This is a genomic window from Propionicimonas sp., from assembly GCF_049840635.1.
In the GTDB taxonomy this organism is placed as follows: domain Bacteria; phylum Actinomycetota; class Actinomycetes; order Propionibacteriales; family Propionibacteriaceae; genus Propionicimonas.
The window spans coordinates 992,248-1,015,749 of record NZ_JASGKL010000005.1; the positions used below are offsets into that span (position 1 = coordinate 992,248).

Here is a 23,502-nt window from a genome sequence, read left to right on the forward strand (position 1 = left end):
GACCCGCCGGGATCAGCGGTCCTCGAAGCCGGCCTGCTCGAACCGGAGGGTCGCCGCGTTCTCCGAGACCGTCCGCACCCTCCCCTCGTCGAAGCCGCCCGGGGCGTCGGCCTCGATCTCCACCCGCAGGCTCAACCGGACGCCCGGCGTGGCGGCGAGGTGGACGAGCACCTCGTCGACGACCTTCTTGAAGTCGACGGCGTACCGGTCGGCGCTGAGCTCCTTCGCACCGAAGAAGCGCACCTTCACGGGGGTCGCAGGGAAGGCGAGGTCAACCGGGGAACGGCCCCCACCCGCACCCGCGTCACCGGTCGGCCCGGGCGCGGGATCGGACTCGTCCACGCGCCGGGGCCGGTCGGCCGCCAGCTGCGCCTCGGCGAGTTCGGGTTTGACGACGAGCAGGTCGTCGGTCGGGTTCACGAGTCCCGCGTCCGCGCCGAGGACGAGCCCCCGGTACCGCCGAGCGTCCTCGTCCCAGGAGTCGGCGAAGGCGAGCCCTTCCAGCGGCAGCAGGGGTTGCTGCAGCAGTCCGCTGTTGAGGACCCCGCGATCGCGCAGTCTGGGCATGTAGGGGTACTGCGTGTAGACGCCCCACAGGTCACCGAGGCGGACGTGGCCGCTTTCCCACAGCCGTGGCACCAGTGTGTCGAGCTTCATCCGGATCACACCGGCGGCCTGCTGGGTGTTCAGCTTGCCGTCGTTGCCGAGGCGCCGGGACGCGCGCTCGGCGAGCGATCGCGCCTGTCCCTCCACCTTGGCGACCCCGATGCCGAACCCCTCACCCGGGTCGGGCTGCTCGGGCACGAGCGCCCACTGGTAGGTGTCGAGCAGCCGCAGCCCGACGGTCTGGTCGGCCTGCTGGAGTCGGGCCTGGGCTTGGGCGAGCTGGTTGCGGGTCAGGTCGAGCTCGTCCGCGCTGCCCAGCACCTGCGCCCACCCGAGGTAGTCGCGGACGGCGTGATCGAGCTCGGCCATCCGGTCGGCGTCGGCGGCGAGGAACACCACCATGTTGCGGTGGACGCGGTTGGCCGGGCCGCGCCGCTCGGTGGCGGTCTTCGCGAACACCACGGCGGTGGACGCCGCGTCCCCGCGCTTGTGCACGAGCCCGGGGTGGACGATGACCAGCCGGGCCTCATCGCTGTCGGGGATGTCGCCGTGCTCCTGGGGGCAGACGTGGACGCCGGCGAAGTCGCCGGGGCTGCGCCGCTGGTCGTCGAGGCGGCGGACGACCTCGGCCCAGACGTCCTCGGGGTGCAGGCGCTCGGCCTGGTCCTTGGCGCGACGGCTGATGTTGGCCTGCAGGTCGTACCAGTGCTTGCCCTGCCCGGTGTAGAAGTAGGTCGCCCGGTCGGCCAGCTGGTTGAGCGCGGAGTGGAAGTTGCCCGGCACGTCGCCGGGAGTGGCCATGCCGAGGAACACCCGCTGCGTCTCGATGCCCTTGTGGGCCGACCCGATGGTGGGGGCGGCACCGAAGAACACCGTGCGGGCCAGCCGCTTGGTGACCGCGCGCTGGCCGAACAGCGGCTTCTCCGTGTCGATGCGGACGGGCTCGGAGCCGGGACCGTCCACGTCCGCGTCGATGACGGCCTTCCAGGAGTCCTGCAGGTACTGGGTGAGCTCCGCGTTCACCGCGCCGGTGGCCAGCGGGATCGAGCCGGGCAGGATCAGCGGCGAGCCGTCCTCCCCCACCCACAGCGCGTGGATGACGGCGTTCATCAGCCGCAGCACGCCGCGGGTGCGCTGGAACCGTTCGAGGCTCGACCAGTCCTGGTAGAGCCGGTCGAACAACTCGGGGTGGATGGGGTAGGTCTCCCGGATCCGGCGCTCGTAGGCCGCGTCCCTGGCCTCCAGCGGGAAGTCGGCCGAGTGCCGCCGGTAGAACTCGACGAAGGCCTTCGCCGTAGCTCCGATCTCGGCCAGGGCTGCGCTGTCCGGCTCGGTGAACAGCCGTTGCCGGACGATGTGGTACGCCTCGTCGGCCGAGGCAGGACGCCACTGGTCGGCGATCCGTCGGACGACGTTCTGCAGCCGGCGCAGGGCCTCCAGCCCGTGCGTCCCGCCGACCTCCTCGGAGTTGCCGAGCGCGATCTGGGAGTCGTCGCCGGTCTCGGACGCGGGGATCGAGATCGCCAGCAGGGTGCCGGAGGTGCCCTTGACCGCCTCGGTGAGGGCCTGAGCGAACGTGAACTGGTCGTCGAAGGTGCCGCCGGCGAGGTCGTCGCGTCCGACCAGGGAGCGGGCGTAGGCCACCCACTCGTCGATCAGGATCAGCGCGGGCGCGCAGCGGGCCAGCAGAGTGTGCAGCGCGTCGCCCGGCGGCGTCCGCTGGGCGTCGGACTCGGCGACGATGGCGAACGCCTCGGCGCCGCCGAGCTGCCACGCGAGTTCGCCCCAGATGGTGTTGACGCGGGTGCCGTCCGGCTTGGTGAGGCCCGCGGGTGAGAGGTGGTTGCCCACCAGCGCCACCCTGCGGATGCCAGTGGGCAGGTTGGCGTAGCCCGCCTCGGCGAGCAGTTCCTGCAGGTCCTGCGGGTAGACGCCCAACTGCTGCCCGGACGCGAGGTGCCACAGCGACAGCATCGAGTGGGTCTTGCCGCCACCGAAGTTGGTTTGGAGGTTGATCACCGGGGATGCGTTGTCGTCGCCGGCGAGGCGGCGCACCGAGCGTCCGATCAGGTCGCGCAGGCCGGTGGTGAGGTAGGTGCGGGCGAAGAACTCGCGCGGATCGGCGTAGTCGGCGCCGACCTCGGTGCCGTGAGCGACCTTGTAGAGGTCGGCGGCGAACTCGGCGGCCTGGAAGTTGCCGGTGGCCACGTCGGTGTGGGGCGGCAGCACCTCGCGCCAGGGCCGCAATCCCGTCGAGGTGGGCAGTTCGGAGGCGGACTTCAGGGTGCGCCGGTCGTCCTTCTCCGCGGTGACCCGGCGCAGGTTGAGCCGGATGCCGCGGACCTTCTCGGCCGCCTCGGGAGCATTGATCGCGGCGAGCAGCCGCTCGGCGGTGTCGAGGGCGCGATAGGCGTCGTCGTCGCTGAACGGCGCGTTGTGGGCCCACGAGTTGCGGATGTCGCGCAGCTCGCTGGCGTAGCTGGAGTGGACGCGTCCCAGCCGGCCGTCGAACGACCGCCACGCCTCGGTGAGCATCCGGAGCTGTGCCTGCGGGTCGAGCCGGTCGTAGGCCTTCCCCGTGATGCCGTTGGCCTCGTCCTTGCGGCGCAGCACGTCCACCCAGGTGGGGATGCCGGGCGAGGTGGGGACGCAGTCGGCGATGAACGCGTCGAGGGCCGGCGCCATCGCCTCGAACATCTGCCCAATCCGGTCGCGGTTGGAGACGGCCATGTCAGTTCAGCCCCCACATCGAGCCGAGTAGGTCGAGCAGCTTCCGTTGACGTCGTTCGAGCACCTGCGGCGTCCACTCGAACTCCTGCAGCACTCCCTTGGTGAGGGCGAAGACGGCGACGCCGTTCGGCCCGGTGAAGTACCGCGTCTTCTTCTCGCCGAAGTCGAACCTCTGGGCTTCACTGTTCTTGGCCCGGTTGAGCAGGACGAGGTTCGCCAGCCGGTGCGTCCATGACGTCCGCTCGTCCTCGGAGAACTCCCGCGCCCAGGCGCTGTCCGTCTTCGGGGTCTGCGGCAGGACGTGCTCGACGGTGATCAGCTTGTGCTGGTAGCTGACGCCCGGTTGGTTCGCGAGGCGCTCATCAAGCCGAAGCAGCACATACTTGCGGACCGGTGCGACCAGGTAGATCTCGCCCTCCAGCCGGCGCCGTGTCTCGAGTCTCTCTTCCGCACTGAGCCCGAACGACGGCGCATCCAGACCGAGACCGCGCTCCAGTTCCCTCAGTAGCTCGGCGTACCTGGTTGCACGCGGCGTCGCGTACACCCGACGAATGAGCATGCTGGCGGCAAGTCGTTCCAGCCGCTCGAGGAATGCGGCCAGGAACGCCGGCTCGTCCGCGTGGTGACGGAGCGCCCAGAGTGCGGCGGGACGCCAGTCACTGTTGTCCACCTGCATCAGTCGTGCCAGCCAGGCGTTCACAGGGCTCCACGTGGCGTCATGGGGATAGTTCTGGGTGATCAGGTGCTCGTACGCGTCGGAGTAGGGGATGAGCACCTCGTCCACGAACTCCTTGGCCCGCTCGGGCAGGTAGCCGTTCAGTACCTGCTGCGGGAACTCGATCAGCAGTTCCCGGCGACCGCGCTCCTTGGCGAAGATCATCCGGACGTGGCCGAAGAGCTCGGCGAAGCCGTCCCTGCCGAGGTCCTGTTCCTCCTGCTCCCACTTGTCCGCGTAGGTCGCCGACTGCTCGTCGGACCCGATCGCGCCAATCACCTGTGCCTTGAAGATGTCCGAGGGGCTCAGGTCGAGGCCGCGGGCGTTCATCACGCTGAAGATCCGGTGGGCGCTGTTCAGGTCGGGCGTGCTCACCACCACGAGGAACGTGCGGGTGCCCACCATCGCTGCGAAAGTCTGGAGCTTCGCATCCGGCCAGCTCTGGATGCGCTCATGTAGCGCCTTCGCGTTGTCACGGATCGCCTTCTGGGCGTCGGTCTCGAGAGCGGCGTCCGTGAGGGCGATCAGCGCTCCCAGTCGGCCCGCGGTCTGGACATGGTCCCGGAAGAACTGGCTGTCGCGCTTGCGGAGGCGGAGTCGCTGTTCAGCGGTCGTGCCGGCCAGGATCTGGCCCGGCTCCACGAGGAGGTTGCCCAGTTCGGTGGAGAGGGCAGGGTTCCCGGTCACGTCGCGAAGCACGGCGAAGAGGATCGAAAGGGTGGTCAGTCGCTGCTGACCGTCGATCACGTCGGCCTTGACCGCACCGGACTCCTTGACCAGCACGATCGAACCCAGGAAGTAGGGCTCGTCGGTGTCGCGGTCGAGCGCGCCTTCGAGGTCGTCGAGGAGTTGGAGCGCCTGTTCGACGCCCCACGCGTAGGGGCGCTGGTAGTCGGGGATCCAGAACTGGAAGTCGGAGGAGAAGATCTTCCGCAGCGGGTACTCCCCCGCGTCCAGCTGTTTCACTACCCAGTCTCCTTTACCCAACCTGTTGTGCTTACCGTATCGAGACCAACTGTCAGCGTGGGTCGATGCCACCGATGGGCATAGCCGGATGGTTCTGTTGATGCAGCGATGTATGATCTGGCGTATGCAGCGAACCAACATCTACCTCGCGGCGCAGCAGACGGAGGCCCTCGACCGTCTCGCAACGGGACGTGGCGTCTCCCGTGCCGAGGTGATCAGGCAGCTCCTCGACCGTGGGCTCGCCGGCATCGACGACGACCCGGCGTCCGATCTCGCCGCGATCGACGGTTCCTTCGGCTCGGCGCCGGATCTGGAGACTCCTGATCGCTCGGCCGGCGCACGCGAACGCTGGCTGTCCGACCTGTGGGGTGACGAGTGAGGCTCGTCGACACCGATGTACTCATCGCCCACCTGCGGGGAGCTGCGTCTGCCCGTGACTGGCTGCGCACGTCCAGAGTGGACGGTCCGCTGGCAATCAGTGTGGTCACGGTCGCGGAGATCACCGGTGGGATGCGAACCCACGAGCGAAAGGACGTGCACCTGCTGTTGTCGGCCTTTCGGACCGAGCCGGTGACCGAGGTGGTCGCGCACCGCGCGGGCGAACTCATGCGGGAGTACCGCCGCAGCCACTCGGGCATCGGGATCGCTGACTACCTGATCGCCGCGACCGCCGACACGCGCGGCCTGGAGTTGGCGACCCTGAACGTCCGCCACTACCCCATGTTCGCCGATCTGGTGCCGCCCTTCCGGTCGACCCGGTAGGTGAAGACACGCCGCCCGGCTCAGCGCCCCATGCCGCCGGTTCGGCTCAGTCGGCCCACCACTCGTCGTAGGCGCGGCAGGTGTCGAGGGTGGACATCACGTGGTGGACCAGTTCCTGCCCCGCAAGGTTGAGGTCGAGGATGTCCGCCCGTGGCGGGACGTCGGCGAGCGCCGCGCGCAGTCGACGGCTCTCCGCCGCATCGATGGAGTAGTCGTGGTCGATCGCCTCCAGGACGTCCCTGAGCTCGCAACGGCCGGTCTCGTCCGCCACAGCCAGAGCCTCGATCGCCGCGTCGAGCCAGTCGTGGTCGTCCTCGTCGGAGTCCTGGACGACGTCGGTGACCAGCGAGTACAGCATCATGTGGGCGGCGATGGCGACCGGCGGACCGTCCGGGCCGACCGGGAGCCGCGTGGCGCGCTCGACGTAGGCCCTCGCCCGCTCCCGGTCGTCGGCCAGCACGCGCATCGCCTTGTTGAGCAGGTTGTCGGCGATCACCTGCTGTGGATCGGCGATCCCGGCGAGGGCTTCGGCCACCGCGTCGCCCCGGGTGAACGCCTGGCGGCCGGCCAGCAGCGGACGGAGTGCTTCGCGGATGTCCTCGCTCATGCGAGCACCGTAGCGCCACCCCCGGACCTCGCGGCTGTCGTCGGGTGGTGAGGCCTACTCCTCCTCGCTGAAGTCGAAGACACCCTGAACCGGCTCGCTGCGGGCCGGGACGCTGCGGGCGGCGGCGGTGACGTCGGGCCAGGAGGTGGCGATCGTGTTGAAGGCGAGCGCGTCGGCGGTCCAGCCGTTCTTCTCGGCGATCGAGAACAGCAGGAAGGCCAGCTCCTTCACCAGGTCGGGGTCGACCGGGCCGTTCGGACGCGCGGCCGCCCTCGCCAGCAACTCCCCCGCCGGGCCGACACCCTCGGTCTCGGACTGCACCGAGCGGATCACGTGGTGCAGCACCTCCCAGGCCGAGGTGTGCTCGTCGGTGGTGACGTCGTAGCCGGCGTCGGTGTCCGCAGGCCGGACCAGCGCCACCTTGCCGGCGCGACTGGTGAGGATCTCGTCGCGGTCCATCGCGGCCACGGACGTGTTCCGGGCCCGCGCCAGGTTGTCGGCGTCGCCGAACTGGCCCGTGGTGTAGCCGTGCTGCCGGTACCAGGCGAGCGCGAACCGGGTGGTGGCGTCGAAGTCGCCCTCCTGCTCGTTCAGCACCTGGTCGAGGATCTCGTTGATCCGCGCCAGCGCCGAGTGCACGCTCATCGGCTGCCCTGACGCCTCCACCACCTTCGCGTACCGGGAGAACACCGCCATACCCGGCCCGATCGCCGCCTGCGGCAGGTCCACGGGAGCGATGCCGCCCTGCTGAAGCTTGCGCAGCGCGTCGGGAAGCTCCGCCTGCAGGGCCGCGATGAACCCTGCCCGGTCGGTCGTCGGCGCGTCGTCGGGACGCGGCCGCAGCGCCAGCACGATCGAGGACGCGAGAGCGTTGGTGTCGGACGCGATCATCCTGTTGCTCAGTTCGCTGCGGACGGGCCACGTGGCGGTAATGCTCCAGCCGGAGCGGATCATCCCCTCCAGCAGGGTCTCCCAGCCGGTGGACGTCTCCCCCGCTTCGCTCGACTCACTCTGCTTGAAGGCGTAGTAGACCGTGATCGGGAAGTCCGGCAGCGCCGACTGTCGCGCGCGAGCGAACACCTTTCGGAAGCCGTCCTCGAAGAAGTCCTTCGCGCCTTCCTTGCCGCCGTGCCGATAGGGATTGGCGACGAGCTCTTCCGCCTTCGGCACCAGCATCGTGCCGAGCAGGTCCGGATAGATGTCCCGAAGCGTGCGCCGCAGCCAGACATAGAAGAAGTCGGACAGGTCCGAATAGCCGATGTTGTCGTAGTAGGGCGGATCGGTGGATATCAGTGCCGTGGAACTGGCCGCCTCGAGCGCGCCACCCTGCGAAACCACGCCAGCACCAGAGGGCAATCGATCTACCACTCGGCCCACCCACTCAATGCTCTCTCGAAAGGTCCCACTCGACCGAGCAAACGGGTTGGCTTCGGAGAAGTCCCACGCCATCGGGATCGCCTGCCGCGCAAAGACACCCCTTACCTGCTCCTTGCTCGGGCTGGCATCCCATGAGCAGAGCAGCTGAGTTCCTGTCGTTGATGCGGCTCGACACGATGCCGAGGTAGGTCGCTACCGCGTCGGCGTACTCGGTCCCTGAGGAGCGCGCTACCGAGCTTGCGAGGGAGCCCGCGTCACGAAGGGCCGCCGACACGTCGGCCAGCGCCCGCTCGCGTGCCTCTCCCACCAGGTCGCTGAAGGTGGTGAGCGCGACCAGTTGGCGGTTGGTGAACAGGTCGGAGAAGCGGGTCAGGCCGTAGGCGGGTGTCCAGAGATTTCGAGGGTCGTAGCCCAACTCTTGATCGGGGACGTCGGGAGGCCGCGCAACGCTCGCCATCGCAATGTGCTCGGAGGTCGGAGGCACGTAGATGCGTTGGCGCTGTCCTTCGGCGACGATGGCCATCAAGACCGCACTCATGCGGCCGTCGACCGCCTCGGACTTGATGTGGTCCTTGTCGACAACACCTCCGCAGGCAAGGCACACGCCTCCCTGCCGGCCGGACATGGTGCCATCCGCGCTCGGTCCCCCGGCGTCATGCCCGATGCCGAACTCCACGCGCTTGCCGCTGGGATCGCTCGCGTCCGCCACGACCCGCGGCACGACGTACGCCTCCTTGCCCTTCTTCTTGCCCAGCCACCACGACCGCACGAGCGGCATCTCGATGCCACAGCCGGGGTTGGGGCAGCGCACCGTCCGCGCCCAGATCCACGCGATCACCGGCGCCTGCGTCCCGTCGGGCAGGGTGGCTTTCGGGTAGAGGTGGCCGATCCGCCGCTCGGCCTCGTCCCTCATCCACTCGCCGTAGGCCCGCACGTCCGCGGCCAGGCCCTCGGCACCTCGCCAGCTGGCCCGGGTGTCGGCCAGCCCCGGGAACACCGGTGGCCGATCGCGGAACTTCGGCGGAATCTCGATCAGCGCCTTGTTGATCAGCACCGCGACAGGGTTCAGGTCGGACGCGTGCGCTTCCAGGCCGAGCCGCTGGGCCTCCAGCGGAATCGTCCCGCCGCCGGCAAAGGGGTCGAGGATCGGCGGCGGATTGCCGCCGCACGAGGCGCGAATCTCCTGCCGCGCCCGGTTGAGCAGGGTCTCGTCCGTGGTGTTCTCCCACACCACCAGCTGCTCAATCAGCTCGTGCAGTTCGGCTCGGCGCGCCCGCTGGGCCTCCTCGGTCGGGTACAGCTCCGGGTGCGCGGACGGGTCGTCGACCAGTTGGGCGAACAGCACCGCCCGGGCCGCGGCCAGCGGACGCCGTGCCCACCACAGGTGGAGCGTCGACGGATGCCCGTGCCGGATCGACTTCTCTCTTGCCGACTCGCGGTTGATCGTCTCCAGAGGCAGGGAGACCTCGATCAGCTTCTTCGCCATTTCCACCCAACTTGTTGTGCTTCGCACACCCTATTGGGCTTGGCACCTGACATGTGGAATGCGTGTGGCTACGCGCCTTGCATGCCGGGACTCCAGGCCCGCCACGTCCCCGATGAGCTCCAGCGCCCGCTGAAGCGCCGCCGGGGTCGGTCAGAACCGGTCGGAATGCGGTCGAGTCTCGCGAACATCACGGCGACGCGTCGGGCGTCAACGAGTGCGACCTCGAACTCGTCCAGCCGCCGACCCCACCCACCGCGTTGGGCTGACCGCGCCAACCCACACCAATAGCCTGCCGCCATGCGGGCTGTGGTGGCGGTCACCGACAACGACTGGGCCGCCTTCCTGCGGGATCGACCTCACCTGGACGAGGTGAACTTCTGGCTGCCCGGCACCGTCGGATTCGGAGGGTCGTCCGGGACCATCTTCCTGTTCAAGACCCACTCGTCCCGACGCCGCGGCGTCGCCGACACGATGCCGCCCAACCGGATCATCGGGGGTGGAGTCGTCAGTGGCTACACCCGGCTCAGGGTGAGCGAGGCCTGGCGGTTCTTCGAGGAAGGCAACGGCGTCGCCAGCGAGGGCGACCTGTTGGCCGCGATCCACAGCCATCGCAGCGGCCAACGGGAGCCCGATCCGGAGATCGGCTGCGTGATGCTGCACAGCGTTGCGTTCCTCACCGACGCCGAGGCGCTGCCGGCTCCCGAGGACTTCGCCGGGCCGATCGTCCGCTGGAAGAACTACGTCGACAGCTCGTATCTCGACCTGGTCGTGCCCCGGGTGTTCGTCGACGCCGGCACGATGGTCTCCGGACCGGTGTTCGGGGAACCACGACTCACCGTCCCTCGGCTCGGACAGGAAGCGTTCAAGAGCCTGGTACTCACCGCCTACCACCGCCATTGCGCGATCACTGGGGCGAAGATCACCCCGACCCTGCAAGCCGCGCACATCGTGCCGGTCCACAAGGGCGGCCAGCACCGGCTCGACAACGGCCTGCTGCTGCGTTCCGACGTGCACACTTTGTTCGACAAGGGCTATCTGGGGGTGGACCACAAGCTCCGCCTGCAGGTGAGCCGACGTCTTCGGGACGACTTCGGCAACGGCGCGGAGTTCTACGGCCGTGCCGGGTCAACGATCGACCTGCCGGAGCGACGCGCCGACCGTCCTTCACGGGACGCGGTCAGCTGGCACATGGACGAGGTCTTCCTGCACTGAGAGCACCGAAGGGGCAACTCCTTCTCCCCCGGTCATGCCGGCGACAGCCGGAGCCTCGCCGTCCGGTGCGGTCGGTCCTCTTCCGGAGATCCCGGGTCAAGCCCGGGATGACAGGACCAGGTGGGTCCCTTCTGGCGACCCAGGCCGAGGCCGGGGTGATGTGGTTCTGCTCACTCCGGCGGGAGGCTGATCAGAAGGGTTCGCGGGCCTTGGCCCAGGTCCGCGACCAGTCGCCGCGGTGGCCGACCGCGTCGAAGCCGCCGAGGTCGACGCCCGCGAACGGATCGTCGAGGTAGCGCACCTCGTCGAAGTCCGGGCCTCGCGGATCGACCCGGACGAGCGCGAGCCGGTAGCGAGGGGCAGCGTTCCGGCCGAAGATGACCTCGTTGTGGGTAACGAAGAAGTCGTCTGCGCCAGCGATCCGCGCCTTCACCTCGATCCGGACGGGGTCGCCGCCCGGAACACCGGACAGGACGTCGAAGCCGGGGTTGTTGAACGGCTGCTCGACCGGCGACCGGCCCAGTGCGCGCTCGCTGGCCAGCACGAGCTCCACGCCCCTGCGTTCGACTTCCTTCGTCGCCACGGCGGCACGGGCGGCGGCGACGACCTCATCGCGGACGTCCGGGGCCGCCCCGGGCAGGGCCGACGCCGGGATCACCAGCGCTGCGCAGACCACGCGCGGCGGCCGGGTGGAGAGGGCCCGCTGGCGGTCGATCTCCGCCAGCCGATGGTCGAGCCGCGCCTCCAGTTCGGACGCCCGCCGCGACAGCGCCTCGGCGCTCGGGCCGCGCGGCGCTGCGGCAGCCGATCCCCCCTGCGCGTGGGCGCGCTCGCGTCCGGCCACCACGATCGCCTCGGCGGCGAGCCGGTTGATCTCCTGGTGCAGGCGCTGCACGACCCGTTCCCGCGCTCGTTGCAGCTCCGCCGCGCGGGCGGCGCCGACCTCGGCCAGATAGGCCGGCAGGCGCTCTGCCACGAACCAGCTGGTGGCCGCGACTTCCGCACTCGACCAAGAGGTGGCATCCCGGTCGATGCCGGGGTGCGTCGACCCCGCGACCGCGGCGCTCGTCGCCACCTCCGGCAGCGCCACGCAGTCCAGGTAAGGGGCCGGGCCCGCGTCCCGCACCGTCCCGCGCGGGTCGACGAAGGCGTAGCCGAAGCGCCGCGCCACGCTCGCCCCCGTGGCGTCGGTGATCTCCTCCACGACACCGACCAGCAGGGACGGCGCCGTGGCCGTCGGCGACACGAGGACAGTGCCGCGTTCCAGGCTCGGCCCCCACTTCTCGATCGCGGCGGCCATCACGGCGTCATGGAGCGGATGCCCGGGAGCGAGCAGGTCCGCGCGCGGACCGTCCGGCACCTCCACTCGCGCCTGGTCGAAGGCCACCCGCTCGTAGCGGGTCGCCACCGTCCGTCCGACGCGGAGAGCGGCCGGGACGTGGGTGATCTCGAACCGACCCGCTTCGCGCCGGGACAGCCGGCCGCCAAGGCGGGTGAAGGCCGCCCGGAACGCCAGTTCGATGTAGTGCGGCTGGAGCCTTCGCACCCTGGCCTCGTCCATCCGCCGCCGCTGTTCGGCGACCTCGGACTCGTTCAGCACCTCCGCGGCGAGGGCGCGTTCGGCGATCAGCTCGGGCAGGCCCTCCGCGACGCGTTCGTCGATCACCTGCTCCATCCGGGCCCGCACCTCCGGCTGCTCGCCGTACCGGACGGCCTCGATCAGCAGCTCGCGCAGCGGACGCTCGGCGAACGCCTCTCCGAGGACGTCGAAGACCTTGCCGCCGTAGGCCTGGCGCTGCTCCTCGATCTTGCCCAGCAGGCGAGTGAAGACCTCGCCCTCCCGGGTGTTGTCGGCGACCAGGTTCCAGAGCCGGCAGACCTCGGTCTGCCCGATCCGGTGGATGCGGCCGAACCGCTGCTCGATCCGGTTCGGATTCCAGGGCAGGTCGTAGTTCACCATCAGGTGTGCGGCCTGGAGGTTCAGGCCCTCGCCGGCCGCGTCCGTGGCGAGCAGGATGCGACAGTCGGGGTTCTTGGTGAACTCCTCGGTGAGCCGGCGCCGCTCCGTCCGCTGCACCCCGCCGTGGATCGCCACGACCGCGTCCGGCCGCCCGAGAACGGTGGCGATGCGGCGGCGCAGGTAGTTCAAGGTGTCGCGGTGCTCGGTGAAGACGATCAGCTTCCCCTGCGGCGAGGAGGGCCCGCTCCCAGGGCGGTCCGTCGCGACGGAGGTGCCGCCCGCCGCGTCCGGCACACCGGACTCGAGGATCGTGCGCAGCTCGGCCCACTTCCGGTCGGTGCCGGACGCGACCACGTGGGCCGCCGCCCCGACCAGGCGGTCCAGGTCGGCGAGCTCGACGTCGAGCTCGGCGATCGTGCGGGCCGCGGTCGCGGCGTCGACGAGTTCCTCCTCGATGGTCTCCACGTCGTCGGCTGCAAACTCGTCCGCGTCGAGCAGGTCGGTGTCGCGCGTCGGCGGCTCGGGCGTCTCACCCCGTTCGAGCGCCTCACGGCGCTGGCGCAGCCGGGCCGCCCTCCGGATCAGCGACTGGTGGATCGCCTCCGGGCTGGACGCGAGCCGCCGCTGCAGCACGGTGAGGGCGAATCCGACGGTGTTGCGGCGGCTGTCGTCGAGCCGGTCGGCCCGGTTCATTCCCTCCCGGACGTACTCGGTGACCTGCTGGTAGAGCTGCTCCTCGGCATCGCTCAGCCGGTACGGCACCGTGATCGCGATCCGCTCGGGGAACAGGGGCCGGCCCTCGAAGGTGAGCAAGTCCTCCTTCACCATCCGGCGCATCAGGCCCTGCGTCCCGGTGTCGTGGACGCCCTGGCGGAAGCGTCCCTCGAAACCGTCGGGATCGAGCAGACTCAGGAACAGCTGGAAGTCCTCCTCCTTGCCGGAGTGGGGGGTGGCCGTCATCAACAGCAGGTGACGCGTGCGGGAGGCGAGGAGCTCGCCGAGCTGGAACCGCCGGGTCTTGGTGAGCTTGTTGCCGAAGTAGTGCGCGCTCATCCGGTGCGCCTCGTCCACGACGACCAGGTCCCATTCGGCGTCCTGGGCGGCCTCCAGCAGTTCGTCGGTGCGGGAGAGCTGGTCCATCCGGGCGATCAGGAGCGGGTGTCTCTCGAAGACCGAACCGCCCAGGGATGCCTCGGCCATGCCGGGAGAGAGGATGTCGAAGCGCAGCCCGAACTTGAAGAAGAGTTCGTCCTGCCACTGGTCGACGAGGCCACCGGGAGCGACCACGAGGCATCGGCGGACGTCCTGGCGGAGGATCAGCTCCTTGATGTAGAGGCCGGCCATGATCGTCTTGCCTGCGCCGGGGTCGTCGGCCAGCAGGAACCGCAGTGGCGTGCGGGGAAGGAGTTCGCCGTATACGGCGCGGAGCTGGTGCGGCAGCGGTTCCACCGCGCTCGTGGCGACGGCCACCATCGGGTCGAACAGACCGGCGAGGGTGATCCGCTGCGCCTCCGCGGCCAGTTTGAAGTCGCTGCCCGGGGCGTCGAACGGACGGCCCTTCGACGCGGCGGGCGCCAGTGCGTCCTCGTCGGCGCGATACAGGACGCGTTCGCTGATCGAACCGTCGGCGCGGCGGAACACCAGGCCGACGGCGTCCTGCCCGTGCCACGCGGTGTGCAGCGCGTCCACGTGTTCGCCGGGCACGACGCCGACCAGCTTCGCCCCGATGAGGATGTCCTCGAGCCGCACCGCATCCCTCCCAACTCGTTGGGCTGACTCTATTGCGCAGGGCTGACGGGGTGCGCCGCGGTCGGCTGCCGTGGGTCTGCAACATTGTGATGTCTCAGGACAGCGGTGACAGTTCAGCATCAGGACATCGGTGACGGATCGTGTGTCAGGACTTCGGTGACGTTCGGTGGGTGCTGCGGGTCCGGCCGACGTAGGTCACCCCGGCCGCTGGTCGGGTGGTTTCCAGGAGGATCTCGCCGTTGTGGTCGATGACGGTGATCTGGTCGTCGTGTTGCTGGACGAGGACTTCGGCGAGGCCGTGTTCGGGGCCGACGAGGTATCGGACGTTGTCGAGTCCGAAGGTTCCTTGGCTGGTCAGGTGGCGGATCACGGTGCCGGCGGGCAGGTCGGGCGCCGGTGCGGGTCGGCGTCGCTTGCGGGGGCGGGGAGGGGTCGGCTGGCTGGTCAGGGGGCGGGGTGGTGCGGCTTTCGGAGTGGCGAGCCAGGCGGTCTCGGGGGTGACCCGGCCGGGCAGGCCTTGGTGGGGCCGCTGGGTGTTGTAGATCCGGTCGAAGGTGTCGACCTGGGCTTGCAGTTCCGCCAGGGACTCGGCGAGGGGTTGGGCGTCGAGCCAGCGGAACAGGGTTTGGTGGAAGCGTTCGTTCTTGCCCTGGGTGGTCGGCTTGTAGGGCTTGCCGGTGATCGCGTGGATGCCCATCCGGGTCACGTGGGTGAAGAGTTGTCCGGTGACACCGCGCCGGGACGGGTTGAGCGCGGCACCGTTGTCACTGAGGAGGCGTTGGGGGACGCCGTGGGCGGCGATGCCCTTGTCGACCACCGCGATCGCCGCAGCGGAGGTTTCGCTCCAGGCGACGTGGGAGGCGACCGCGTAGCGGGAGTGGTCATCGATCAGCTGGAAGACCACACACTTTCGGCCACCGGTGAGCACGTACTCGGTCGCGTCGAGCTGCCAGCACGCGTTCGGTGCCGGATAGACGAACCGGCGCCACGCGGCCCGTGGCCTCTTCTTCGGCTCGGCCCGGGCCACGCCGGCCTGGCGGAAGATGCGGGCCAACGCTGCGGTGGAGGGCACCACCGGCAGGCCCATCGCGGTCATCTTGTCGTGCACGCTGATCGGGCCGTGATCCAACCCGGAGGACTCCAGCACCTTGCGGACCGCGACCGCCTGCGCCTTCACCTGCTCGCTCAGCCGCGTCGGGGACGACCTCGGCCGCCGCGACCTCGGTTCGAGGACCGCCGCCTGCCCGTTGACCCGTGCCCGTTTGCGCAGCTCGTAGAACGACTTGCGCGAGATTCCGTGCTCGGCACAGAACGTCGACACCGCACCACGAGGGGCGTCGTCGGGCCACTCGGCGATCGCGAGACGGACAACAGGATCGATGGGGTCGTTGGCAGCCATCCGGCCAACCCTGCCGAGGAAGTGTCACCACCAAGAACCCCGGAACCGTCACCGATGTCCTGACGCAGAACCGTCACCGATGTCCTGAGAGATGACAGTGGGTCTGCAACATTCGGACAACACCGAAAATCGCTCAGGTGCTCGAAAATGTCGGAGGCGAGTGTTTCACTGGAGTCATGGAGTTCCAGACCGGTCCCGCGACCGCCGGCACGCTGCCGGCGGGGCAGGTGCTGGCGTCCATCAGGGACCTGCTCGACCGGGTCGATCAGGACCGGTCAGGGCTGCCGGCGCCGACCAGATTGGAGTGGGCCCGGAGTGCACGGGTGCTGGCCGACAGGGTCACGGCGCTCGCGCAACTCCTGATCGGGGAGGCTGATCGGGTGCAGGCCGCCGAGCGCGCGTCCGGCACACCGACCTCGTCGTGGCTGTCGATCGACGGCAACCTCTCCCGCCGGGAGTCCGCCGGGCTGCTGCACCGCTCCCGTGCACTGGCCGACCATCCCGCGGTGGGTGCCGCGGCGGCGGACGGACGGATCGGAGCCGGGCAGGCGAAGGCGATCACCGACGTCCTGGGCTCATTGGCGTCCCAGCTCGACGACGCCCAGCGCGCGAGCGCGGAACGAGTGATGGTCGGGCTGGCGTCCACGATGGACGCCGACCGCCTGGCCAGGGCAGCGGGCGACGTGCTCGCGGCGGTGGCGCCGGCCTCGGCGGACGAACAGCTCGAGCAGCGGCTGCAGCGCGAGGCGGAGGCCGCCCACCGCAACCGGTCGCTGGTCTTCTTCCGGGACGGCAACGGCTCGGTCTCCTTCCGGGGCAGCCTGCCGCGCACGGACGCGGAGGCGTGGCTGGTGCAGCTCGACGCCTACATGGAGTCGCAACGTCGCACCGCCCTGGAGGAGCGCGACCCGCTGGCCGTGAGCCCGACGCCGGGGCAACGACGCGCCGACGCACTGGTGGCGATGATCCGCGACCGGGAGCGTGGGCGACAGGGTCCCTCGGTCGGCGGCGACCGGCCGCGCGTGGTTGTGACGCTCGACCACGAGGCCCTCCGGCGAGGCGCTGCGGGGGCCGGGCTGATCGCAGACGGCGAGCAGCTGTCGGCCGGGGAGTTGCGCCGGCTGTGTTGCGACGCCGACCTGGTCCCGGCCGTCCTCGGTGGCGCCAGTGAGGTGCTGGACGTCGGGCGAGCGAACCGCCTGGTCACGCCCGCCATCCGCACAGCGCTCATGCTCAGGGACGGCGGCTGCGCCTTCCCCGGCTGCCAGACCCGACCCAACGCCTGCGAAGCCCACCACATCGTGCCGTGGAGGGCCGGCGGCGTGACGGCTCTGTCGAACCTCGTCCTGCTCTGCCACCACCACCATGCGCTCGTCGAGCCCGCCCGCTACGGCGTGCGCGACCAGTGGCTGATGCGACTGGGTCCTGACGGAGTACCCGAAGCGGTCCCGCCCGCTCGCCAGGACCCGCAGCGGAAGCCGGTGCGGCACCAGCGATTCTGCGCGCGCACGGCCGGAGCCGCCGCGGTGGGCGGCGCGTCCCCGGCGACCGGGACCGACCCACCCCAGGGCGGATCAGGGTCTTCAAGGGGCAGCCGGACGCGACCACCGCGACGGGACGGGACGGAGCAACCGCCTCAGCAAGTGGCGCCACCGACGGACGTGGCACCACGACCGCACGAAGGGTCGCCGCCGCGCGCGAACGAAACGGGACCGCGGAGGAAGGGGCGGCCGCGGCAGGATCCGCCGCGGCCTGAGGCCGGGTCGCGGGCCGGGATGGGCGGGTCGCGGCCTGAGGGGGTTGCGACCGCGGCGCGAAGGGTGGTCCAGCGGTACGACAGGATGGAGCCTGCGCCGAGGGCCTCGGTCGCGGCCCCGAGGCTGGGGTGTGGCCACGACACGCCCCAGCCGATCCGTTGGCTGGCATATGCCCCCTGACCAGGCGCCTTGCGAACCTCCTTCACCACCACCCGACCCGAACCCGAACAACCCACACCAGCACCGTCATCCCGGGCTTGACCCGGGATCTCAGCACAGCGGGCACGGACCGCCACACACCCTCCGTTGAATCCGCGTGTCCGTTCGCCTCGCAGACCACCCACCACCGGACCCGAAGCTGAACGGCCCACCCCAGCACCGTCATCCCGGGCTTGACCCGGGATCTCAGCACAGCACCACTGAGGGCCGCGCACCTCCGTCGAATCGGATGGCCTTCCGGCAACGGATGGCCCTCGCCCGCCGCGGGCCGTCCCTGCGCACACTGGATTGCGCAATACCCAATGCATTGGGCTGACTCCTGCACAGTCGGCCGAGAGGGTGGGGCTGTGCCCGCCGACCCCGCCCAGCTCGACAGGGCGGCCAGGCAACTCGGCAGGAAGGTGTACGACCTGCGTCGACAGCGGAAGCTCACGCAGGAGGAGCTCGCCCACCTCTCGGGCGTCTCGCGGAACCAGATCCAGAACATCGAGCACTCGCGGAACAACACCCGCGACCCCGTCACAAGGGAGCTCGGACGCGGCAATCCTCGCCTCGACACCCTCTACCACCTCGCGGAGGCCTTCGGGGTCAGTCCGGCCGTCCTCATCGATCCGGACGCCGACCTGCCCGAGTCCTGATCCATACCGACGTCCGGCCGCTAGGGTGACAGCCACCAAGACGAAGGACTGTGGGAGCGACCGTGACCAACGATCAGAACCCGATGGACGAGACGCCGCAGCGGCCACGGCCGGGTGCTGGCGAGCCGGCAGCCAGCGATCCCGCGGCTCCCCCGCAGCAGCCGGGCAGCCAGCCATCTCCCCCCGCCAGCACGGATCCGTCCGATGCACCAACCCAGGCCATACCCGAGCAGACGCTGCAGTACGGGCCGCCGGTCTTCCCTGCACAACCTCCCGGCCAGCCCGTGAACCCGGACGGCGGCCAGCCCCGGGCCCCCGGTCAGCCTTCCTATGGCCAGCCGCAACCGCCGGTGCAGCCGCAGCCGTACGGCCAGCCCTCGCAGCAGAACCCGTACCCGGGCCAGCAGTACGGTCAGCCCCAGCCGTACGGGCAGCAGTACCCGCCCCAGCCCGGCTCAGGGGCGGCGCAGTACGGGCAGTATCCGCAGGCCGGCGTACCGTACTCCGCTCCCCAGGGCGCAAGCTACGCACAGCCTTACCCGGGCCAGCCCGGCCAGCAGTACCCAGGGCAGCAGTACGCGGGCCAGGGCGGACAGCCCTACGCGGGCCAGCCTCCCTACGGGCAGCAGTACCCCGGGCAGGCGACCTACGGGCAGGGCCAACCTCCGCAGGCCCCGAACGGTGGCCCGCCGCAGAAGCCGAAGAACAGGGTGCCCCTCCTGATCGCGCTCGGCGTCGGCGGGCTCATCATCATCCTGATCGCAGTGTCCGCTCTGACCAGGGGCAGCACCGCCACCACCACCCCGAGCACGGGGGCCACGACCGGCCCATCGTCGGGAGGGGCATCCGCCTCCGCGCCTCCCCAGTCAGCCGATGCCGCGTCCGCCGTCCGCGGCTACCTTGAGGCACTCGCCAGCGGCGACTCGGCCACAGCCCTGTCCTACGCCGCCGCCCCGCCCACCGAGAGGTCACTGCTCACTGACGACGTCCTGGCCGCGAGCCTCGCCGCCGCCCCGATCAGCGACATCACCACCACGGCAGGCACCGGTTCCGACCACCAGACCGTGTCCGCGAGCTACACCCTCGGGTCCACCCCGGTCAGCACGACCTTCGATGCCAGCCTGGTCTCCGGGGTCTGGCTCCTGGACAGCGTCGCCGTTCCGCTTCCGGTGGACGCCTCCGCCGCACAGGGCGTCGAGCTCACGGTCAACGGGGTGGCGTTCACCGACAACGCCAACGTCTTCCCCGGCCAGTACACGATCGCCAGCGCCGACCAGTGGTACCGGATCTCCGGCGGCACCATCGACGTCGTCGACACCACGGCGGGCGCGGACCCCGCCACCGTCACCGTGAAGCTCAGCGACTCGGGCGTCTCCGCCATCCGTAAGGCCGCCCAGGCCAAGCTGGACTCGTGCATCGCCAAGCACTCCCTCACTCCGAAGGGCTGTGGCTTCTCGACGTGGCTCCCCGGCAAGAACAAGGTCCGGCCCGCCACGATCAACTGGGACGTGACCAGCGGCAGCAACGCGATGAAGAAGCTCAAGCCGAAGCTCTTCGCCGCCGGCAGCGCCACCGGCAACGTGTCAGTGAAGACCCGCGTCTACTGCTACTCGACCAACGGGATCCACTGGCGCGGCTACTCCAGCATCCACTCGGTGTACGCGACGCTCTCCGATGGCAAGGTGACCATCACCTTCGGCCTCTGAGGACGCGCACGCGCGCGGGAGCCACGTCCGGAGTCCCGGGCTGAGTTGCCCGGCGTTCCCAGGGACGCCGGATGTCCACAACAACTGCCGACGGCAACAACGCGGAGATCCCGGGTCAAGCCCGGGATGACAACGAAAGCGTGGGACGACGCGCACCCAGCTCCTGTCCACCTTGGAGTGGACGGTTGTGCGGCGTAGTCACGACTATCCGTCCACCTTGAACTGGACGGCCGACCCCGTCCTCCCGGCGAAAGCCGGGATCTCGGCGACGCCGCCGACACCACCCACACGGAGATCCCGGGTCAAGCCCGGGATGACAAGGAAGCGTGGGACGACGGCGCACACAGCTCCCGTCCACCCTGAAGTGGACGGTTGTGCGGCGTAGTCACGACTATCCGTCCACCCTGAACTGGACGGCCGACCTTTGTCATCCCGGCGAAAGCCGGGATCTCGGCGACACAGACCGCCAGCGCCCACACGGAGATCCCGGGTCAAGCCCGGGATGACAACCAAGCGCGGGACGACAACGACGGCGCACACAGCTCCTGTCCACCTTGAAGTGGACGGTTGTGCGGCGTAGTCACGACTATCCGTCCACCTTGAACTGGACGGCCGACCCCGTCCTCCCGGCGAAAGCCGGGATCTCGGCGACGCCGCCGACACCACCCACACGGAGATCCCGGGTCAAGCCCGGGATGACAACGAAACGTGGGACGACGCGCACCCAGTTCCCGCCCACCTTGGAGTGGACGGTTGTGCGGCGTCGTCACGACAATCCGTCCACCTTGAAGTGGACGGGCGACCCCGTCATCCCGGCGAAAGCCGGGATCTCCGGCGTCCGTGCAGTCCGCCTTGTCCCGGAGATCCCGGTCAGGCCCGGGATGACAAGACGATGCGCGGGACGACAACGACGGCGCACACAGCTCCCGTCCACCCTGAAGTGGACCCTTCTGCGGCGTAGTCACGACAAACCGCCCACCTTGGAGTGGACGGCCGGCCGGTCAGACGAGGGCGAGGCCGCCGCCGTCGGGGGCGACGTCGAAGTGGACGGTGTCGCCGTCGGTGATGTCGCCGGAGAGGACGCGGCGCGCCAGGCTGTCCTCGATCGTGGTCTGGACGAGGCGCTTCAGCGGACGCGCGCCGTAGACCGGGTCGAAGCCGGTGAGCGCGAGCCAGTCCTTGCCGGCCGGGCTGACCTCGACGGTGATCCGGCGGTCGGCCAGGCGCTTGTTCAGCCAGCGCAGCTGGATGTCCACGATCCGGCTCAGCTCCTCCGTGCCCAGCGGATCGAAAACCACGATCTCGTCCAGCCGGTTCAGGAACTCCGGCTTGAACGCCTGCCGCACGACCCCCATCACGGCCTCGCGCTTCGTCTCCGGCTGCAGCTTCGGGTCCGCCATGAACTGCGAGCCCAGGTTCGACGTGAGGATCAGGATCACGTTGCGGAAGTCCACCGTCCGGCCCTGGCCGTCGGTGAGCCGGCCGTCGTCCAGCACCTGCAGCAGGATGTTGAACACCTCCGGGTGTGCCTTCTCCACCTCGTCGAGTAGTACAACGGAGTACGGACGGCGCCGCACCGCCTCAGTGAGCTGGCCGCCCTCCTCGTAGCCGATGTAGCCCGGGGGCGCCCCGACCAGCCGCGAGACCGAGTGCTTCTCGCCGTACTCGCTCATGTCGATCCGCACCATCGCGTGCTCGTCGTCGAACAGGAAGTCCGCCAGCGACTTCGCCAGCTCGGTCTTGCCGACACCGGTCGGGCCGAGGAACAGGAACGACCCGGTCGGACGGTTCGGGTCGGAGATCCCCGCCCGCGACCGACGGACCGCGTCCGCCACCGCCTCCACGGCCCGCCGCTGGCCGATCAGCCGCTCGCCGAGGTGCTCCTCCATGCTGAGCAACTTCTCGCTCTCGCCCTGCAGCATCTTGCCGACGGGGATCCCCGTCCACGCCGAGACGACCTCGGCGATGTCGGACGCCGACACCTCCTCGCTCACCATCGGCGTCGTGGCCTGCTCGGCCTCCGCCGCCGCGGCCCGCTCGGCCTCGAGCGCCGGGATCTCCCCGTACAGGATCTGCGACGCCCTGGTCAGGTCGCCCTCACGCTGCGCCCGTTCCGCGTCCACCCGCAGCTTGTCGATGTGCTCGGCGATCTCCCCGACCCGGTTCAGGCCCGACTTCTCGGCCTCCCACCGCGCCTCGAGACCGCGCAGTTCCTCCTTCGCGTCCGCCAGTTCGGCCGTCAGCCGCGCGTAGCGCTCACGCGAGTTGGCGTCCTCCTCCTTCTCCAGCGCGAACGCCTGCATGGTCATCCGGTCGATGTCACGGCGGAGCTGGTCGATCTCCTCCGGGGACGAGTCGATCTCCATCCGCAGCCGGGACGCGGCCTCGTCGATCAGGTCGATGGCCTTGTCCGGCAGCTGTCGCGACGTGATGTACCGGTTCGACAGGGACGCGGCCGCGACCAGCGCGGAATCGGTGATCCGCACCTTGTGGTGCGCCTCGTACCGCTGCCGCAGCCCGCGCAGGATCGCGATCGTGTCCTCCACGCTGGGCTCCCCGACGAACACCTGCTGGAACCGCCGCTCCAGCGCCGGGTCCTTCTCGATCCGCTCGCGGTACTCGTCCAGCGTGGTCGCGCCGATCATCCGCAGCTCGCCGCGGGCCAGCATCGGCTTGAGCATGTTGCCCGCGTCCATCGACGAGTCGCCGGACGCGCCGGCCCCGACCACCGTGTGCAGCTCGTCGATGAACGTGATGATCCGCCCCTCGGCGTCCCTGATCTCGTTCAGGACGGCCTTCAGCCGCTCCTCGAACTCACCGCGGTACTTCGCCCCGGCCACCATGGACGCCAGGTCCAGCGAGACCACGCGGCGGTCCTTCAGCGAATCCGGCACGTCGCCGGCCACCACGCGCTGCGCGAGGCCCTCGACGACGGCGGTCTTGCCGACGCCGGGCTCGCCGATCAGCACCGGGTTGTTCTTCGTCCTCCGGGCCAGCACCTGGACCACGCGACGGATCTCTGCGTCCCGGCCGATCACCGGGTCGAGGCGGCCCTCGCGCGCCTTCGCGGTGAGGTCGACCGAGTACTTGTCCAGCGCGGACTGCGAACCCTCGTCCTCCGGCGAGGTGACCCGCTTGGTGCCGCGGGCCGCGGCGAACGCCTCGTTCAGCTTCTCGACGCTCACCCCGAGGTCGTTCAGGATCTTGCGGGCGTCGGTCTGCACGGCGGCCAGCCCGAGCAGCAGGTGCTCGGTCGCGACGAACGCGTCCCCCAGCTGCTGGGCGCGCGTCTGCGCGTCGGCGAGGACGCGGGCCAGCCCGCCCGACATCGACGGCTGGGAGACCGAAGAGCCCTGGGCGGACGGCAGCTTCGTGATGGCGCCCCGCGCGGCGGCGTCCACGACGGCCGGATCGGCGCCGACGGCGGTCAGCAGCGGTGCGACGGGGTTCTCCGGCACCAGCAGGAGGGCGTGCAGGAGGTGGACCGGCTCAGCACTGGGGTTGCCGTTGGTGAGGGCGGTGCGCACAGCAGCCGACACCGCGTCCCGGCTGCGGGTGGTCAGCTTCTCGGTGTCCATGTAGGTGGTTTCTCCTTGGGAGAGGCAAAGTTGAG

General features: G+C 70.0%; 13 protein-coding genes and 1 pseudogene. 6 read left to right on the top strand and 8 right to left on the bottom strand.

Translation table 11 applies throughout. The annotated features are described in order from the left end of the window. Positions 1 to 12: 12 nt before the first annotated feature. Positions 13 to 3,336 carry a Swt1 family HEPN domain-containing protein gene (locus QM779_RS10435; RefSeq protein WP_428534892.1) on the bottom strand — a complete coding sequence of 1,108 codons (3,324 nt, stop codon included), beginning with the start codon at positions 3,334 to 3,336 and terminating at the stop codon, positions 13 to 15. 1 nt (position 3,337) lies between these two features. Next, the gene (locus QM779_RS10440) at positions 3,338 to 5,017 is read right to left on the bottom strand and encodes a DUF262 domain-containing protein (RefSeq protein WP_428534894.1); all 1,680 of its coding nucleotides are present in this window, start codon (positions 5,015 to 5,017) and stop codon (positions 3,338 to 3,340) included. Between the two features lie 124 nt (positions 5,018 to 5,141). Here QM779_RS10440 and QM779_RS10445 point away from each other — a divergent pair, with 124 nt between their 5' ends. Then, positions 5,142 to 5,396, top strand: a complete 255-nt coding sequence (locus tag QM779_RS10445) for a CopG family transcriptional regulator (RefSeq protein WP_428534896.1) — start codon at positions 5,142 to 5,144, stop codon at positions 5,394 to 5,396. Continuing rightward, on the top strand, positions 5,393 to 5,779 hold the full coding sequence (locus tag QM779_RS10450) for a type II toxin-antitoxin system VapC family toxin (RefSeq protein WP_428534898.1): 387 nt from the start codon (positions 5,393 to 5,395) through the stop codon (positions 5,777 to 5,779). The genes QM779_RS10445 and QM779_RS10450 overlap by 4 nt, the downstream gene beginning before the upstream one ends. Positions 5,780 to 5,825: 46 nt before the next feature. On the opposite strand, the gene QM779_RS10455 is transcribed toward QM779_RS10450, so the two are convergent. From QM779_RS10455 to QM779_RS10465, 3 genes are read right to left on the bottom strand one after another with little or no spacing between them, the layout of a single operon-like run. Further along, entirely contained in the window at positions 5,826 to 6,386 is a 561-nt protein-coding gene (locus QM779_RS10455) for a hypothetical protein (RefSeq protein WP_428534900.1), read from the bottom strand. Positions 6,387 to 6,440: 54 nt separating this feature from the next. Then, positions 6,441 to 7,724 carry a DUF1156 domain-containing protein gene (locus tag QM779_RS10460; protein WP_428534902.1) on the bottom strand — a complete coding sequence of 428 codons (1,284 nt, stop codon included), beginning with the start codon at positions 7,722 to 7,724 and terminating at the stop codon, positions 6,441 to 6,443. A 43-nt stretch (positions 7,725 to 7,767) separates the two neighbouring features. After that, the gene (locus tag QM779_RS10465) at positions 7,768 to 9,249 is read right to left on the bottom strand and encodes a DUF1156 domain-containing protein (RefSeq protein WP_428534904.1); all 1,482 of its coding nucleotides are present in this window, start codon (positions 9,247 to 9,249) and stop codon (positions 7,768 to 7,770) included. A gap of 297 nt (positions 9,250 to 9,546) precedes the next feature. Between QM779_RS10465 and QM779_RS10470 the strand changes: the two genes are divergently transcribed. Next, positions 9,547 to 10,461, top strand: coding sequence for an HNH endonuclease (locus QM779_RS10470; RefSeq protein WP_428534906.1), 915 nt, complete (start codon positions 9,547 to 9,549; stop codon positions 10,459 to 10,461). A 190-nt stretch (positions 10,462 to 10,651) separates the two neighbouring features. Here the strand turns inward: QM779_RS10470 and QM779_RS10475 are convergent, their stop codons facing one another. Together QM779_RS10475 and QM779_RS10480 are read right to left on the bottom strand one after the other, a co-directional pair. Then, positions 10,652 to 14,170: a helicase-related protein gene (locus QM779_RS10475; protein ID WP_428534908.1), complete on the bottom strand. Its 3,519-nt coding sequence runs from the start codon at positions 14,168 to 14,170 to the stop codon at positions 10,652 to 10,654. A 427-nt stretch (positions 14,171 to 14,597) separates the two neighbouring features. Continuing rightward, positions 14,598 to 15,569 (bottom strand): annotated as a pseudogene (locus tag QM779_RS10480) (integrase core domain-containing protein); the annotation flags it as partial. 176 nt (positions 15,570 to 15,745) lie between these two features. On the opposite strand from QM779_RS10480, the gene QM779_RS10485 reads away from it, so the two are divergent. The 3 genes from QM779_RS10485 to QM779_RS10495 all read left to right on the top strand — a co-directional run bounded on the left by QM779_RS10485 (position 15,746) and on the right by QM779_RS10495 (position 19,889). Beyond that, positions 15,746 to 17,506, top strand: a complete 1,761-nt coding sequence (locus tag QM779_RS10485) for a DUF222 domain-containing protein (protein ID WP_428534910.1) — start codon at positions 15,746 to 15,748, stop codon at positions 17,504 to 17,506. Positions 17,507 to 17,892: 386 nt separating this feature from the next. Beyond that, positions 17,893 to 18,183 carry a helix-turn-helix domain-containing protein gene (locus QM779_RS10490; RefSeq protein ID WP_428534912.1) on the top strand — a complete coding sequence of 97 codons (291 nt, stop codon included), beginning with the start codon at positions 17,893 to 17,895 and terminating at the stop codon, positions 18,181 to 18,183. A 62-nt stretch (positions 18,184 to 18,245) separates the two neighbouring features. Continuing rightward, entirely contained in the window at positions 18,246 to 19,889 is a 1,644-nt protein-coding gene (locus QM779_RS10495; protein WP_428534914.1) for a hypothetical protein, read from the top strand. A 1,001-nt stretch (positions 19,890 to 20,890) separates the two neighbouring features. Here the strand turns inward: QM779_RS10495 and clpB are convergent. Continuing rightward, complete coding sequence (clpB, locus tag QM779_RS10500; protein ID WP_428534916.1) at positions 20,891 to 23,467, bottom strand: ATP-dependent chaperone ClpB; 2,577 nt, start codon at positions 23,465 to 23,467, stop codon at positions 20,891 to 20,893. Positions 23,468 to 23,502: the final 35 nt, after the last annotated feature.